Origin of the sequence: Priestia abyssalis (genome assembly GCF_002019595.1) — a bacterium.
Lineage (GTDB): Bacteria > Bacillota > Bacilli > Bacillales > Bacillaceae_H > Bacillus_BA > Bacillus_BA abyssalis.
Genome location: NZ_KV917369.1, coordinates 3,355,047 through 3,370,611, shown reverse-complemented (window position 1 = coordinate 3,370,611; position 15,565 = coordinate 3,355,047). Strand labels below are relative to the sequence as shown.

15 protein-coding genes are annotated in these 15,565 nt (G+C 40.7%); 12 read left to right on the top strand and 3 right to left on the bottom strand.

The annotated features are described in order from the left end of the window. Positions 1-245: 245 nt before the first annotated feature. The gene (locus BK575_RS16250) at positions 246-515 is read right to left on the bottom strand and encodes a GlsB/YeaQ/YmgE family stress response membrane protein (protein WP_078411618.1); all 270 of its coding nucleotides are present in this window, start codon (positions 513-515) and stop codon (positions 246-248) included. A 187-nt stretch (positions 516-702) separates the two neighbouring features. Beyond that, the gene (locus tag BK575_RS16245) at positions 703-1,524 is read right to left on the bottom strand and encodes a Cof-type HAD-IIB family hydrolase (RefSeq protein WP_078411616.1); all 822 of its coding nucleotides are present in this window, start codon (positions 1,522-1,524) and stop codon (positions 703-705) included. 452 nt (positions 1,525-1,976) lie between these two features. On the opposite strand from BK575_RS16245, the gene BK575_RS16240 reads away from it, so the two are divergent. The 10 genes from BK575_RS16240 to BK575_RS16200 all read left to right on the top strand — a co-directional run bounded on the left by BK575_RS16240 (position 1,977) and on the right by BK575_RS16200 (position 12,647). Then, on the top strand, positions 1,977-2,981 hold the full coding sequence (locus BK575_RS16240) for a BMP family ABC transporter substrate-binding protein (RefSeq protein WP_078411614.1): 1,005 nt from the start codon (positions 1,977-1,979) through the stop codon (positions 2,979-2,981). A gap of 18 nt (positions 2,982-2,999) precedes the next feature. Then, positions 3,000-4,814, top strand: coding sequence for a sensor histidine kinase (locus BK575_RS16235; protein WP_078411612.1), 1,815 nt, complete (start codon positions 3,000-3,002; stop codon positions 4,812-4,814). 242 nt (positions 4,815-5,056) lie between these two features. After that, positions 5,057-5,701: a 5,6-dimethylbenzimidazole synthase gene (bluB, locus tag BK575_RS16230; protein ID WP_078411610.1), complete on the top strand. Its 645-nt coding sequence runs from the start codon at positions 5,057-5,059 to the stop codon at positions 5,699-5,701. A 284-nt stretch (positions 5,702-5,985) separates the two neighbouring features. Continuing rightward, on the top strand, positions 5,986-7,722 hold the full coding sequence (locus BK575_RS16225) for a sensor histidine kinase (RefSeq protein WP_078411608.1): 1,737 nt from the start codon (positions 5,986-5,988) through the stop codon (positions 7,720-7,722). A 70-nt stretch (positions 7,723-7,792) separates the two neighbouring features. After that, positions 7,793-8,524 carry a LytR/AlgR family response regulator transcription factor gene (locus tag BK575_RS16220; RefSeq protein ID WP_078411606.1) on the top strand — a complete coding sequence of 244 codons (732 nt, stop codon included), beginning with the start codon at positions 7,793-7,795 and terminating at the stop codon, positions 8,522-8,524. 125 nt (positions 8,525-8,649) lie between these two features. Further along, a complete protein-coding gene (locus BK575_RS16215) occupies positions 8,650-10,095 on the top strand; it encodes a carbon starvation CstA family protein (protein ID WP_078411604.1) in 1,446 nt (481 codons plus the stop codon). A gap of 2 nt (positions 10,096-10,097) precedes the next feature. Beyond that, on the top strand, positions 10,098-10,247 hold the full coding sequence (locus BK575_RS28705) for a hypothetical protein (protein ID WP_169907853.1): 150 nt from the start codon (positions 10,098-10,100) through the stop codon (positions 10,245-10,247). 353 nt (positions 10,248-10,600) lie between these two features. Next, the gene (locus BK575_RS16210) at positions 10,601-11,053 is read left to right on the top strand and encodes a MarR family winged helix-turn-helix transcriptional regulator (protein WP_078411602.1); all 453 of its coding nucleotides are present in this window, start codon (positions 10,601-10,603) and stop codon (positions 11,051-11,053) included. Next, complete coding sequence (locus BK575_RS16205; RefSeq protein ID WP_078411600.1) at positions 11,046-12,254, top strand: MFS transporter; 1,209 nt, start codon at positions 11,046-11,048, stop codon at positions 12,252-12,254. Before BK575_RS16210 ends, BK575_RS16205 begins: the two co-directional genes overlap by 8 nt. A 162-nt stretch (positions 12,255-12,416) precedes the next feature. Next, a complete protein-coding gene (locus BK575_RS16200) occupies positions 12,417-12,647 on the top strand; it encodes a cysteine-rich CWC family protein (RefSeq protein ID WP_235867397.1) in 231 nt (76 codons plus the stop codon). A 398-nt stretch (positions 12,648-13,045) separates the two neighbouring features. Here the strand turns inward: BK575_RS16200 and BK575_RS16195 are convergent, their stop codons facing one another. After that, positions 13,046-13,747, bottom strand: coding sequence for a hypothetical protein (locus BK575_RS16195; RefSeq protein WP_078411598.1), 702 nt, complete (start codon positions 13,745-13,747; stop codon positions 13,046-13,048). Between the two features lie 341 nt (positions 13,748-14,088). Between BK575_RS16195 and BK575_RS29620 the strand changes: the two genes are divergently transcribed. Then, positions 14,089-14,229: a hypothetical protein gene (locus BK575_RS29620; protein WP_407984351.1), complete on the top strand. Its 141-nt coding sequence runs from the start codon at positions 14,089-14,091 to the stop codon at positions 14,227-14,229. Between the two features lie 152 nt (positions 14,230-14,381). Continuing rightward, positions 14,382-15,455 carry a branched-chain amino acid aminotransferase gene (locus BK575_RS16185; protein WP_078411596.1) on the top strand — a complete coding sequence of 358 codons (1,074 nt, stop codon included), beginning with the start codon at positions 14,382-14,384 and terminating at the stop codon, positions 15,453-15,455. Positions 15,456-15,565 lie beyond the last annotated feature (110 nt).

The following is a 15,565-nucleotide window of genomic DNA, read 5'->3' as shown; positions in this document are numbered from 1 at the left end:
ATGGTTAGTTATACTCAGCTCTATAGAAATGAATTCTATTTTATATAGATTTCTTTCTAACATGTCCTCTAAATCTTTCCTTATTTTTTACCTATAAGAAGAGAATTATAAATCATTAAAAAGAAAGCCCTGATTTTCAACTAAGGAAAAAATCAGGGCTTTCTTTTTCAGTATAACATCCACATTTTTTCATAAAATATCCAAATAGAAGACTAGGAAGGTCATATCGAGTTTTCTAAATTGATTTATGCATGGTGATGATTACGATTATGACCCATTTTTCCTAAAATAAAGCTTACCACTAAAACTAAAAGGATGGCACCGATAATAGCCGGAATGATTGAAAAACCACCGATTTCAGGTCCGAAATCTCCAAAAATCCATGTTCCGACCCATGCTCCGATAAAACCGGCAATAATGTTTCCGATAACGCCTCCTGGGATATCACGCTTTGTAATCATACCTGCAAGCCATCCGATGAGACCTCCAATAATTAAACTCCATAGTAATTCCATAACTTATAACCTCCTGTTTTGTTAAATGTGTTTACTGGTTTTTACCCAAAGGAGGGATAAGATATTCGTCGAATTTCAAAAAATATATCGAATAATCACGGTAATTTTTGGTAGTATCAATTGCATGAGAAAAATGAAAACACCCGTAAGAAATCGGCATGGATTTTTCACGAGTGCTTCCAGTTCGTTATACGGGTGATACGGTGTTCAACATGAACTGCTCAACCACTTTCGCAACACCGTCATTCATGTTCGTGTCTGTTATATAGTCCGCTTTTGCTTTAATATCATCAGGCGCATTGCCCATTGCGACGCCAAGGCCGGCAAATTCAATCATCGCAAGGTCGTTGTAGCTGTCGCCTACGGCAATGACTTCTTCACGCTTGATGCCGAGCTCCCTGATTAAATGGTTCAAGCTTGTCCCTTTTGTTACGCCCACTTCAGTAAACTCCAAAAAGAATGGTTTCGAGCGCATCACACTGAGTTCACCTTCTAACTCATCTTGCAGCTTTTTCTCGACTACTGCTAATCTTTCCGCTTCTTTGAGCATTAACGCCTTCACCACCGGTTCTTTCACGGCTTCAACGAAGCTGTCTACTTCTTTCACTGCCATGCCCGTCAGGCCGCTTTCGATTTCTGCAAATGGAGCGGCTGTTTCGGTGACAATTTCATCGCCCACATACGTTAAAATGCCGACACCTTCGCGCTGACTGATGTCATACAAACGATGAACCGTTTCGGGAGATAACGTACTGCTGAACAGCTCTTCGTTCGTTTGGCAGTTAATGATTTTCGCCCCGTTAAAAGACAGGATAAAGCTTCCGTATTCCTTTAAACGCAAATCTTCGGCAATCTTTCTCATTCCGTACGTCGGGCGGCCGGACGCCAATACCACTTTCATTCCTGCTTCTTGCGCATCCATCAGCGCTTGTTTGGTACGCTGGGAAATCGTCTGATCATCACGCAGCAGCGTATCATCTAAATCTAGCACAATCATTTTATATATCATGGTTACCATTCCTTTCTTTATTAATTCCACTTATATAGTTCGACATATCTTCATTCCATAGAGGAGTATTCACAATCGGTGATCCAGACAACTTGAATCCCCCTCAAAGGTTCACCTATGCGGATGGCGCCAACCCCGCAAGGGGGGTGACAGCCGCTTAGGTCTAGAAAATTTGACATGGCCGTTCTTTGGTCATGTCGAATTTTCTAAATCGATCTATATATTAAATCCATTCTATTATCCTACTATAAACGAGTGAAATTAGATACCTTCAAAGCCTTTTCGCTATAAGCTAAATGTTAACCATTTAGAAAATGTATCAATTTATATAGAAAAGGTTGTGAAATGCGTCGAAATTAGTTGGTATTTGTACTATTATATTCTGTAAGCAGTATTATAAAAAGATTATCCCGCTCTAATAGGAAGCAATATTTTTAAATAGGGGGGCAAATATGCAGCAATCTAATCAGCTTAAATTCATATTAGTGATAGCACTGATAATCGTGTTCACCTTTTTGTTCATTCTTTTTTTTAAAACAAAAGGAATTTTACATAACGCTACCTCCGTTTCCCAAACTAAAAAAACAAGGGTAACGATTATAACTTCAGATGTGATTGAAGATCAAAGCTGGGGAAGCCTTGCTTATAAAGGGAGACTTAAAATAGAGGAACAGTTTCCAGTCTCTGCCGAATTATTTAGTGAGATCGAAACAGAGAAGCAAATGAAAGAGACTGTTGCAACAGCGATAACAAAAGGTTCAGAAGTCATCATCGGCCATGGTCGAGAATTTTCGGAGGTTTTCACAAAAATGGCGCCTGAGCATCCAGATGTTCACTTTGTAACAATCCACGGAACAGCGAAACATTCGAATCAAGCGGTCTACACGTTTAATCAGCAGAAAATCGAATACGTGGCTGCGTTGGCGGCGGTACTGAAAACCAAAAGCAACAAAATCGGTATAATAGATGCATATGAAGCAAGGATTAAGAACCCTGGATTTGAAAAGGGGCTGCATCATTACAAACCGGAAGTCACCTTTTACTACAGTGTGGTAAATAGCCGGGATGATGGAGAAAAAGCCATAGAGTTGCTGAAAGAGATGACTGATCAAGGCGTAGATGTCATTTTCTCCAAAGGGAATGCCTATAATCGCGATGTTATTGATTGTGCAAAAGAGAAAAACGTTTTTGTCATCGGCTATTTGGACGATCAAGCTTATATGGGGGAAAAGCACGTCCTAACGAGTGTACTAAATGATGTGTCACAGGCCTATGTCGCGATTATGAAAGATTTCTTCAGCAAAGACGGAATACCATCAGGAACAGTCATGCTGAATGAACAGGACGGAGTGTACAAGTTGGCCCCATTAGGAACCATGTACACGGAAGAAGAAAAACACTATATTCGTTCAGAGATAAATAAGATTAATAGAAACGATTTATCCTTTGAACAGTAGGGGATAGGAAATGATGTTATGGAGAAAAACTTTTCGAACGTGTCGTTTCGCAGCAAAATATTAATAATCCTCCTTTTGAATACTATATTGCTAAGCGGTTTCTCACTTATCTTTGTGCAATCCATTGAGGAAATCAATCAAGTGAGCATCAAAATTAAAGACCGAAATATTCCTGAGTTTATGTGGATTTCTCATTGGAAAGAAGAGTTAAGTATAAAAAAATATATGATAGAGAGTTATGATTCGAATAACTTTGGTCAGGAATTTATTGAAACATATAAGTCGCTGGAGCCGGATGATTTTCATTCCATGCAAGCAAAAAAACCGCCCGTCCCGAAATCACTCGAACCATTTAAAAGAAAAATGGATTTACTTGATTTTGCCGTTATGAATAATGTGCAGGGACTGATTCAATACGGAGATAAAGAAGGGGCGAAAAACTATATTGCCGAAAAGTATATCCCGGAACTGGAAGTTCTGCAGCAAGAATTGAGAGATTTGGAAAATGAGACTTTTTTATCAATAAATGATCACTCCAATCAGTTTTCCTCGATCATTAAAAAGTCATTATCGTTATTATTTCTCATGACATTTGGGGTCATTTGTCTATCGATTTATGCATCCTATCGCATTAGCGGCAGCTTAACGAAACCGATCGAGGGAATGGTTGACAAAGTGGACGATATCGCTAATGGGCAATATGGGTTAGTGATAAGCGAAACGAGTCAAATTGAGCTGCAGCATTTAACCCATTCGATTAATCAAATGTCGCTCCGCTTAAAAGAGTCATTCAGCACGATTTTGGCAGATAAAATGTATCGGGAGCAAATTTTGAATTCATTGCCCGTGGGAATTATCACCATAGACGACTACACATCTGCCTTTTCCTTCAATACTGCGGCAAAAAATCTATTGCATATGAATGATGAGAAATTAAGAGCGCTTATTGAGAACAAAGGCGGTGCTCCAAATCAATCTTTTTGGGATATTCTATTATCTAAAGAGATTTGTCAAAATGTAAAAGTTCTGCTGAAAATCGATCAAGAGAATCGTCATTTGTTAGTTTCTCAATCGGAGTTATTCAATCAACAAAAAGAAGTCATTGGAAGAATCTTTTATTTCATCGATATTACGAAAACGGAAGAACTCGAAAATAAAATGCACCAATCAGAGAAGTTAGCTCTTGTCGGGGAATTAGCGGCAGGGGCGGCCCATGAAATTCGAAACCCATTAGCGGTTATACACGGTTTTCTATCCTTAATGAATCAGTCTATCTCAGATGCAGAAAAAGAACGATTCTACCTGCCATTAGTAATGAAAGAAATTGAACGAATCAATTCGATCATAGAGGAAATGCTACTTCTATCTAAGCCGGGGGCGCCTATTTCCCAAAAAGTCTACATAGAGGATATCGTCAAAGACATCCTGCCGTTAATTACTCAAACCTCACCGTCACGGCAGGAAAAGCAAATTGAGTTTCTCGTCGATTTAGAGAAAGTGCCTGTATTCGTTGATGCGAATCAAATGAAACAAGTACTGCACAACTTAATCCGCAATAGTATGGAAGCCATCGCCGTACAAGGACATATATCGATTTATTCAAGTGTTAAGGATGATATGTATCAAATCTACATAAAAGATACAGGAACGGGCATTCCATCAGATATGCAGTCATCACTATACCACCCGTTTTCAACTTCTAAAGAAACCGGAACCGGCTTGGGTTTAACCATCGTTCAAAGAATTCTTCAAAACCACGAAGGGAAAATTGAATTAGTTTCCACCTCAAGCGAAGGAACGACATTTTTAATCCATCTTCCTTTACGTGTATAATGTGTCTCTAGTCGCGACCTGAAGTTTGTCATGAATCCGTGAAATTCGGGTCGTGAGGAGGGCACTTTTTTGTGAAATGGCGGGAGTGTACGAGGTAAAAAAAGATGACCTCCAACTTCCGTAGACGATATGACGTAACAATCTTTATCATTTTCCGACAGAAGACTCCCGTATCAAGGAACGTGAAGGGCGTTAAGCGGTAAGTAGTTCAACAAACAATATCAAAAATAACGGAGGGAAATATGTTTACTAAAGAAGAAAAAGAAGCAGTCTATAAAGCTATTTATAGTAGAAGAGATATTCGAAGTTTTTTACCGAATCCCATTCCTGAAGGCATCATCAATAAAATATTGGATGCTGCTCATCATGCCCCTTCAGTAGGGTTTATGCAGCCTTGGAACTTCATTTTAATTTCGTCTCAGGAAATAAAGGAACGCTTAGCATGGGCAGCCAACAAAGAGAGAAGGGCCCTGGCTGTTCATTATGAAGGGGAAAAAGAAGATAAATTTCTTAGCCTGAAAGTCGAGGGGTTGAAAGAAGCGCCTTTAACCATTTGTGTAACATGTGATCCAACTAGAGGAGGCTCACATGTATTAGGGCGCAATTCAATTCCAGAAACAGACATTCTTTCAACGGCTTGTGCCATTCAAAATATGTGGCTGGCAGCTTGTTCGGAAGGATTGGCAATGGGCTGGGTTAGTTTTTACAAGAAAAATGATGTCCGCGATATTTTGCAAATCCCTCCCCATATTGATCCAATCGCCCTTCTTTCTGTTGGCTATACGGATCAATACCCTGAAAAACCTATTTTAGAATTAGCGAATTGGGAAAAAAGAAGAGAATTAAACAATTTGATTTTTGAAAATAAATGGGGAAACCACTTTTAAAAAGATTCATTCTAGAAGAATGTAAAAGAGTTCAATGCTAAGCTGCTCAATTAATTGGTCCAAGCTATATATTCCACTTAATAACTCGACACATCTCCGTTTAATCAAGAGGCATCATAATCGGTGACCCGGACAACTTGAATTTGCTCTCAAGGTCTTCAAAAATTTGGTATATTCGTCCTTTGGTTATGTGAAATTTTGCAAATCGATCTATATAGTTCAGATGGTGACAAGCAATTTTGTTTGATAGAATATTCCATAACGAAGCTTGAAAGGAGATTCCCATGTTCGAACTCATGCTGACAATGATTGAACGTTTAGGAATTCTTGTCACAATCGCATTCGTGTTGACCCGCTTTCGATTTTTCCGTCAGCTTATCCATTATGGAGAGCTGGGCCAAAAACAGCAATATATGGCGATTTTATTTTTTGGATTTTTTGGCATTATCGGAACCTATTCGGGCTTGACCTTCCATCCCGATTCGTTTCAGTTTAATCGCTGGGCGGTCGATCTCGCCCAAGACGAGGCCATCGCTAATTCGCGAGTGATTGGCATTATTATCGCTGGTTTACTTGGAGGATACAAGGTGGGAGTCGGCGCCGGACTGATTGCAGGTATCCATCGCTTTTCGCTCGGCGGATTTACAGCTTTGGCATGCGGATTATCAGCAGTTGTTGCGGGAATCATCGCCGGGACTTTTCATTTTAAAAATAAACATATCGGGCTGTCTTCCGCCTTGATGATCGGAGCGCTTGCCGAGTCTGTTCAAATGATGATGATCCTTCTGATTTCAAAGCCGTTTGAGCAAGCGTTGGCACTTGTTGAGGGCATTGGAGTACCAATGATTATCGCGAATGGAATCGGTTCGGCGTTATTTCTGGTTATTATTCGAAATGTCTTAAGTGAAGAAGAAAAAATTGGCGCCATGCAAGCGCAAAAAGCTTTGCGGATTGCGGAACTGACCCTTTCTTATTTACGAAAAGGATTGAACAGCGATTCGGCGAGAGGGGCGTGTCTCATTTTATTTCGCGAAGTCGAGGCAAGTGCCATCGCCATTACGGATCATGAGAAAATTCTTGCCCATGTCGGAATTGCGGCCGATCATCATCATGCAAACAATCCCATTCAAACGGACTTAACCCGAAAGGTGCTGCAAAAAGGGCAGCTGATTGTAACATCACGTGAAGGGATTCAATGCATTCATAAGGATTGTCCTTTAAACGCAGTCGTTATTGCCCCGCTCAAACAGCGGGATAAAACGATCGGGACGCTCAAATTTTATTTCCGTTCCGAAAAAGACATCACAAACGTCGTCATCCAATTAGTAAAGGGACTCAGCTCGCTTTTAAGCAACCAGCTCGATGTCGCGGAAGCCGATAAGGCCTATCAGCTCGCAAAAGAAGCGGAAATCAAGGCATTGCAGGCCCAAATAAGCCCTCATTTTTTGTTTAACTCCTTAAATATTATCGTTTCCTTAATTCGGACGGACCCGAATCAAGCTCGAAAACTGCTGATTTCCCTTTCCCATTTTTTACGCCAAAATTTAACGGGAACAACCGCGAAATGGACGTCACTGGAAGAAGAATTAAAGCATGTGAGAGCGTATTTATCGATCGAAGAAGCTCGTTTTGTCGATAAGCTTGAAGTGTTGTTTCACATTGATGAAACGGTGCTGCAACAGCAGGTGCCTCCGCTCATCCTGCAGCCAATTGTGGAAAATGCGGTTAAGCACGGGATTAAGGATAAAGAAAAAAACTGCGAAATTGCTATCTCCATTCAGCGGGAAGGAGATAGCGTCATCGTATCCGTCAAAGACAATGGGATGGGAATGGAAGCGCAGAGACTGGAAAAAGCGGGAAAAGAAATTCTTTCTTCGGAAAACGGGACCGGAATGGGACTGTATAATGTGAATCGCCGTCTCGTCATGATGTTTGGCGAACAATCGGCTTTGGTCATTCAAAGTGAACCGGAGAAGGGGACATGCGTTTCGTTTACATTATCATCTTGGAATGGAAAATAACCCGTTCATGATGTTTCAGCAGGGCGGCGCCGTCCCTCCAATCAAATTTCTACAGAAAGAGTGAGATACAATGAAACGTACAATTAAAGTGCTGATTGTGGATGATGAGCGCTACAGTCGAGACGAGATGAAGCATTTACTAAATGAATACGAACATATTGAAGTGGCAGGGGAGGCGGATTCCGGAGAAAGCTGTGTGACAAAGGCACTGCAGCTTCAGCCTGATGTCGTTTTTCTTGATATTGAAATGCCGAAAATGAACGGCATGGAGGTTGCCGTTATGCTAAAAGAGCTGAAAAAAGTGCCTTTGCTTGTATTTGCGACCGCTTACCCGAATTTTGCGGCGGAAGCCTTTCGTCATGAAGCAGTTGACTATTTAGTCAAGCCGTTCGATGAGGATCAACTAAGAGAAACGGTGTCCCGGCTCGAGAAATTGCTGCTGGCCAGCCAGAGAGAAGAGGAGAGCGTGTCTCCTTCCAAGCTGGCAATCGAAGGAGACGAAGAAATCATTTATATTGAACCGAAGGATGTTTTATACGTTTATCGGGATGAGCGGGTTACCCGGGTTGTATTAAAAGACAAGGAGTATGAAACGAAAACGGCATTAAAGGATTTTGAAGCGAGATTAAAAGAATTTTCTTTTTTCCGGATTCATAAAAGCTATCTTGTCAACTTAGACTATGTAAAAAGGCTCGTTCCTTGGTTCAATGGCGCATACCATCTCGAAATGGAAGGGAAAACGGAAATGCTTTCTGTGAGCCGAAACTATGTCAAAGGACTTAGGACTCGATTGGAACTATAACATGATAGAGTGAGTTTTATGCATGTTATTCACTATATTCAACATGTTAAACATTACAACCTCTTTTTGAAAAGGCTTTCATTTATAATGTGTGTAAGCGAATTCAAAAAAGAGGAGGTTGCCTTATGTTTACATTTATTGGAGGGATCATTCTATTAATCATAGGTTACTTTACGTACGGAAAATTTGTAGAAAAGGTATTTGGAGTCAATAACGGTCGCCAAACACCTGCTTATACTCATAGCGACGGTGTCGATTACTTGCCGATGAATCAAAAGAAAAATTCATTGATTCAGTTATTGAACATAGCAGGAGTCGGCCCAATTTTTGGCCCAATCATGGGAGCTTTATATGGCCCTGTTGCTTTCATTTGGATTGTCATCGGCTGTATTTTTGCCGGAGCGGTTCATGATTATTTGACAGGTATGATTTCAATTCGTAATCGCGGTGCCCATCTTCCTGAACTGGCAGGCCGATTTTTAGGGAAATTCATGAAGCATGTCGTAAACGGATTTGCAATCCTTTTATTGCTGCTGGTCGGTACCGTATTCGTAACCGCGCCTGCTGGGCTATTGAAGGGCATATTAGGTGACTGGGCAACGATGGGAATGATTATTGGAGCGATTTTCGTTTACTATATTTTAGCTACACTATTACCGATTGATAAAATCATTGGCCGTTTTTATCCGATTTTTGGAGCATTGCTATTAATTTCTGCAATTGGCGTCGGGGGAGCTTTAATTTTCACAGGAGCACCGATTCCAGAATTGACGCTTGAAAACATGCATCCGGATAAAGCGCCGATTTTCCCCTTGTTATTCTTGACGATTTCTTGCGGTGCGCTTTCCGGGTTCCATGCCACGCAAACTCCGATTATTTCTCGTACGACTGAGAATGAACGTCAAGGACGCTTCATTTTTTACGGAATGATGATTGCAGAAGGAATCATCGCCATGATTTGGGCGGCAGCAGCGATGAGCTTGTTTGATGGATATGAAGGATTAAGTCAAGTTCTTGCAAACGGCGGACCTGGTGCTGTTGTAAGCGAAGTGTCTACAGCGATGCTTGGAGCAATCGGCGGTACGTTAGCTGTTCTTGGGGTTATTGTTCTTCCAATTACATCAGGTGATACGGCATTCCGCAGTGCCCGTATGATTATTGCGGATTACTTGAACATTTCTCAAAAGAAAATGGCAAGCCGTTTATGGATTGCGGTCCCATTATTCGTGATTTCATTCGCCTTAACGAAAATCGACTTCACATTATTATGGCGTTACTTCTCATGGGCGAACCAATCCACAGCTGTTATCGCGCTTTGGGTGGCAGCGATGTACTTGTTCATCGCCAAGAAAAACTACTGGATCGCGATGATTCCAGGGGTATTCATGACGATGGCGACATTTACGTACATCTTAAATGCTCAAATCGGCTTTGGTTTATCCATGAATGTGTCATATGTAGCTGCAGCTGTCATCACAGCAGCCATCATTGTCATCTTCTTCATGGCAGCAACGAAGTCTCGACAAAACGGTGTACAGCTTGACGAAGATATTTCCTCAAAGGTTGCCTGATCATGGGATGCTGCAACCCAAAATATCGGGAAGTAGTCAATCAGCAGGAAGAAGAAATCAACGCAAAAGGGAAAACGGACATCCCTCTATCTATTAAACTGCTATTGACTATGATCGTCTTGTTCACCATCGCCATTCTAGTATTCGTTTAGCAGTTCATATGTCTTGATAAAAGCGGTTGGCCAGAACCTTGAAAGGGGATTGCCGGCTGCTTTTGCATGAATACATTTTAGAAAAAAAGGCGTTTGCCAGAGACAAGCTTGTAACGAATTCCATAGAATAGAGTATGGATGATGTAATCCGCCGTCCCCTTTCTTGTATACAGCGGCCGGATTTTCCTCTAAGAAAGCAATGCCTTTGTGATGGGGGGCATTGCTTTCTTATGCAAGCAAATGGAGGCCGTTGGCTCTCTATCTTGCTCTTTTGTTTTATTCATGATAAACTTACCTAGGTAATTATTTTTTCGTTATGTACTTACCTAGGTAACTAATAGGAGGAATTCAGCTTGCAGAACCACCAGTTATTTCATTCCATTCATCAGCTGTCCCGCCAATTGACAAAGCACATCAATGAAGCGCTGCAGCCACTCGGATTATACAGTGCACAGTGGTCTGTCATTTACGTCTTGAAAACGAGAGGCTCACTGACACAAACGGAACTATGCGAGTATTTGGCGGTTGAAGCGCCGCCCATGACAAGATCGATTCAACGGCTTGTCAAACAGGGATATGTAAGAAAGGTATCCGGCGAAGACAAACGAACAAAGCTCATTCAATTAACGGATGAAGCATTGACGGAATATCCAAAATGGGAAGAGGCCATCGTGAACATGCATGACAACTTGTTGAAAGGATTCTCCCAGTCTTCACAAAATGCATTGTACATACTGGTTTCCGATTGGCTTCACCAGCTTCATCCTCAAACTTCAATGAGAGAGGAGAAAGACATAAATGAATAAACCGGTATTATGGTCGAAAAATTTTATTAATCTGTCCGTAAGCAGTTTTTTTCTATTTGTCACGTTTTATTTCTTATTGGCCACATTGCCCATCTATGCATTAGAGGATTTACATGCACATGAGTCGCAAGCGGGGCTGATTGTGACTGTTTTTTTAATTTCCGCTATCATTATCCGTCCATTGGCTGGTAAATGGATAGAGACGTTTGGTAGGCAAATCATATTAATCAGTTCACTTCTTATTTTCTTTATCGCATCCATTTTCTATATGATGGCCGATTCCACGATGAGTTTATTAATTCTTCGTTTTTTTCATGGAATTGGATTTGGGATGGCGACAACAGCTGCGGGTGCAATTGTGGCCGACATTATTCCGGATTCCCGCAGGGGTGAGGGAATGGGCTATTATGCAATGGCTATGAATCTCGCGATGGTCATCGGTCCTTTTGTAGGGTTAACGGCCATGCATCAATGGGGAATGAACACGGCACTCATCATCAGCGCACTTTGTGCCTTTATTGCCTTTTCTATAGGAGCCTTCGTTAAGCTGCCGAAAAGTGAACAAATGGAAAAACAAGCAATGCCGCAGCATCAAGCAAGAAATGGTTTGAAGGGTATAGTTGAAGTGTCCGCTATTCGTATTTCACTTGTGGGAGCCTTTTTTGCATTAGCGTATTCAGCGATTCTTTCTTTTATATCCGTATATGCACAAGAGCTTGGTCTTGTGGAAACAGCAAGCTATTTCTTTGTCGTGTATGCCGCTGCATTATTGATGTCCAGACCTTTTACAGGAAAATGGTTTGATTTATATGGGGCCAATAAAATCATCTACCCTTCCATTTTGCTTTTTGCGTCAGGTCTGTTTATTTTGAGCCAGGCAGAAACAGCTATTGTCTTTCTATTCTCCGCTGTCCTTACTGGTATCGGTTGGGGAACGCTTTTTTCCAGCTTCCAAACCATTGTCATACAGGAAGCGCCGGCGAAGCGAAGAGGACTGGCGACGGCTACCTTTTTATCCATCTTTGATACAGGCATAGGAATCGGATCATTTGTGGTCGGTGTCGTCGGGGCCCAGGTCGGATTTAGTTCTTTATATTTCTACAGTTCGATTCTGGTGATGATTGGAATCGCTCTATATTATCTGTTGCATGGAAGAGGATCTGCCCTTCTTATGGGTGAGCAAAAACAGAAGCATGCTTAAACTGTATAGAGTAAACATCTGAACGTTTATTAGAAGGCTGTATGAAAAGCATGTATGTTACGCTTTTCATATAGCCTCTTTTATTTTGACACTGTCTATTTGATTATTATCTCCCATCTTTGCATGCGTGATATAATGAGAAAAAATGAGAAGGTGAACCATGTGAAAAAAGAAACGGAGCATGCGAAGAACTGTCCGATTTGCGGGAAAGACAATACTTGCGGCAATGCAGCGGGTATGCCTCACGGAACGTGCTGGTGCAGCAACGAATTCTTCCCGAAAGAAATCTTTGACCTTATAGCGCCGGAACAGCGGGGAAAGTCATGCATATGTAAAGACTGCCTAAAGGGATTCGTTGGTGGCGAAAATAAATATATAAATGGAAAAGGATGAAAACGATGAAAACGATTTGGTGAAGAAAGGTGTTATTTCGCTCGGAGAAGTGTTTGTCGATTTAATTGCAATAGATAAAGGAAACTTCTATAAGTAGGGTCTTACTCCCATGAAAATAACCATTTTCATCATCATAGTTGGTGAAGGCTGGCATTATGATTGGCTGTCCGTTAATGCAGGATAAATCTTACATATATAACTCAATTATTTCCGAAATTGGAAGGTTGTAGTCTGACAAAGTTAAACTTCATTCAGTTAGGGGGACTTATGGGAGATAAATGAGGGATAAATGCAACATACCCTTTTCTTAGACAAGAGAAAGGGTATGTTTCTATATGTATATGAATCCGATTTTATTTCGCTAATCTTAATTAGACAAAAAGGTCCTCGACAATCCATCAGCTAAACAGGCTCCATTTTGTATGGATTGGCACTAATTCTTGTTCATCTTCGTCCTCTTCATAAAATCCGCGTTCCTTCAAATATTCTTTGAAGTATAAATCCGCTTCCTTGCGCTCATCATACGGTTTGACTGATAACACGAAGCCTAATTTATGTTGGTCTGAACATTCAACACCTGATATGTAGGCTTTCACATGATGCTGCAAAAACAATTCTTTGGCAGGGATGACAAGTTCTTTTACGAATTTGCTGATTAATTTCATTTCAAATTCAAATGTGAATCGTTCAATCTTTTCAAGATCTGCAAATACGACTCCGATAAATCCGGTATTATGGATTTCGTATTCTTTCGTTTTTTCTTCCCAGTCAATATGTCCGATTTCTTTTAAATAATTGATGAAATATCCGATTCCTTCTCGTTGTCTAAAAGAACGGGTAGACAATACAAGGCCCATCTTTTTGTATTTTGGAAGGTACACACAAGAAAGATAGGCAGGAACACCATGTTCTTCAAATACACAATTGACGCCTTGCAGAAGTCCGTCAAGCACATGGTGGGTAATCTGCATGCTCTTTCGGGAAAAATAATATTCATGCTTCATCAATTCATCTTGATCGGCAAAGGTTGCACCGATGAATCCTGTATTTGAAATCGCTATAGGCAATTTTGCCTTACTTTGTCTCTTTCTTGCAGCCATTCCCCAAAACACTCCTTCAAGTCCAGTTTTGCTCTTTTTACCACTTTACGAACATTCGTTCTACTTCTTATATCATACAAAATATGACACGAAAAGTAAATAGGAGCGGATGATAAAAAATATTTTAGGACTCATTGGAAATATTTCTTCAAAAATTTTCCGAAAATGGGTTTAACTATTTTCAATATAGGGGAAAAGATAAATGTGCAACAAACTCCCCTTTTTCTTTATAGAATAGCTTCAGCATGGCTCCCGGTTCCCTTGACCGGGAGCGTTTTTTGGATGTAGAGCCAAAAAATGGCCATTGAAGACACGTTTCGAGAACCTGCTATCCATTCATATTGAATAAAACCATTGGCTGTTCAAAATTCGTCTTTAACTTTTTCCTTGGTAAACAAAAAGAAAAAGATGTTTATTGGTCTATCGTCCAAGAAATGGTTCAAAACGGACAGCTTTCAACCAATAACTGGAAACGGCGTTAAGCGATGAGTAGTTCAACTGTTATTATTTCCTGAAAATAAATTTTCGAATTTTTAGTCAATAATAGTTGTTACATTATTCTATCTAGTTATAAAATAGAGTTAGAGATTTTTATTAAATCGCTCAAACCATAATCGACAAGGAGATATCAAACATGAAAGACCAGACTATCAATGTTACGTTAAGCACAGAGAAAAAACAAAAACCTCAATCCGATCAACTTGGATTTGGACGGATCTTCACAGACCATATGTTCATTATGGATTATACAGAAGGACAAGGATGGCATGATCCTCGAATCGTTCCATATCAACCAATTATATTGGATCCGGCTTGTATGGTCTTTCACTATGGCCAAACCGTGTTTGAAGGATTAAAAGCCTATTTGACAAAAGATGAGAAAGTTCTATTATTTAGACCGGATAAAAATATGCAACGATTGAACAAGTCGAATGAGCGACTATGCATTCCGCAAATTGACGAGGAATTCGCAGTGGAAGCGTTAAAGCAACTGATCACGGTAGATAAAGAGTGGATTCCATCGGCAGAAGGAACGTCCCTTTATATTCGTCCGTTTATCATCGCAACTGAACCGTTTTTAGGCGTAGCTCCTGCGAAAAACTATCAATTTATCATTATCTTATCACCGGTTGGCTCTTACTATAAAGAAGGTATCAGCCCTGTTAAAATTGCCGTGGAAAATGAATTCGCTCGTACGGTAAAAGGCGGAACGGGAACAGCCAAGACTGGAGGAAATTATGCAGCCAGCTTAAAAGCACAGGAAGTTGCAACGGCTAAAGGATATTCTCAAGTTTTATGGCTGGATGGGGTCGAAAAGAAATACATTGAAGAAGTAGGCAGCATGAACGTTTTCTTCAAAATCAACGGTGAAGTTCATACACCTTCCTTGAACGGAAGCATTTTAGAAGGCGTAACGCGCAATTCCATCATCCAATTATTGAAGCATTGGGATATTCCGGTTGTGGAACGCAGAATGACAATGGAAGAAATTTATCAGGCTTATTCTGATGGATTATTGGAAGAAGCATTTGGAACGGGAACAGCCGCTGTCATTTCGCCGATCGGAGAATTTTTCTGGCGAGATGAAAAGGTGGTCATCAATAACGGTGAAACCGGACCATTGGCAAAAAAACTGTATGACACATTAACGGGCATTCAAAACGGATTAGTGTCAGATCCATTCGGTTGGGTTGTTGAAGTGAAATAATGAAGAAAAAGAACCGCAGCTTACGGGTGCTTCACTCAGGTTGCGGCTTTTTTTCCGAGAACTTTCAGCCCTTCACACTGCATACGGCTGAATGAATGCAGTATATTCGG

What these genes read in the sequence shown, in the direction of transcription:
- BK575_RS16250 (WP_078411618.1), bottom strand. Translation starts at nt 515, where the DNA reads ATGGAATTACTATGGAGTTTAATTATTGGAGGTCTCATCGGATGGCTT.
- BK575_RS16245 (WP_078411616.1), bottom strand. Translation starts at nt 1,524, where the DNA reads ATGATATATAAAATGATTGTGCTAGATTTAGATGATACGCTGCTGCGT.
- BK575_RS16240 (WP_078411614.1), top strand. Translation starts at nt 1,977, where the DNA reads ATGCAGCAATCTAATCAGCTTAAATTCATATTAGTGATAGCACTGATA.
- BK575_RS16235 (WP_078411612.1), top strand. Translation starts at nt 3,000, where the DNA reads ATGGAGAAAAACTTTTCGAACGTGTCGTTTCGCAGCAAAATATTAATA.
- bluB (WP_078411610.1), top strand. Translation starts at nt 5,057, where the DNA reads ATGTTTACTAAAGAAGAAAAAGAAGCAGTCTATAAAGCTATTTATAGT.
- BK575_RS16225 (WP_078411608.1), top strand. Translation starts at nt 5,986, where the DNA reads ATGTTCGAACTCATGCTGACAATGATTGAACGTTTAGGAATTCTTGTC.
- BK575_RS16220 (WP_078411606.1), top strand. Translation starts at nt 7,793, where the DNA reads ATGAAACGTACAATTAAAGTGCTGATTGTGGATGATGAGCGCTACAGT.
- BK575_RS16215 (WP_078411604.1), top strand. Translation starts at nt 8,650, where the DNA reads ATGTTTACATTTATTGGAGGGATCATTCTATTAATCATAGGTTACTTT.
- BK575_RS28705 (WP_169907853.1), top strand. Translation starts at nt 10,098, where the DNA reads ATGGGATGCTGCAACCCAAAATATCGGGAAGTAGTCAATCAGCAGGAA.
- BK575_RS16205 (WP_078411600.1), top strand. Translation starts at nt 11,046, where the DNA reads ATGAATAAACCGGTATTATGGTCGAAAAATTTTATTAATCTGTCCGTA.
- BK575_RS16195 (WP_078411598.1), bottom strand. Translation starts at nt 13,747, where the DNA reads ATGGCTGCAAGAAAGAGACAAAGTAAGGCAAAATTGCCTATAGCGATT.
- BK575_RS16185 (WP_078411596.1), top strand. Translation starts at nt 14,382, where the DNA reads ATGAAAGACCAGACTATCAATGTTACGTTAAGCACAGAGAAAAAACAA.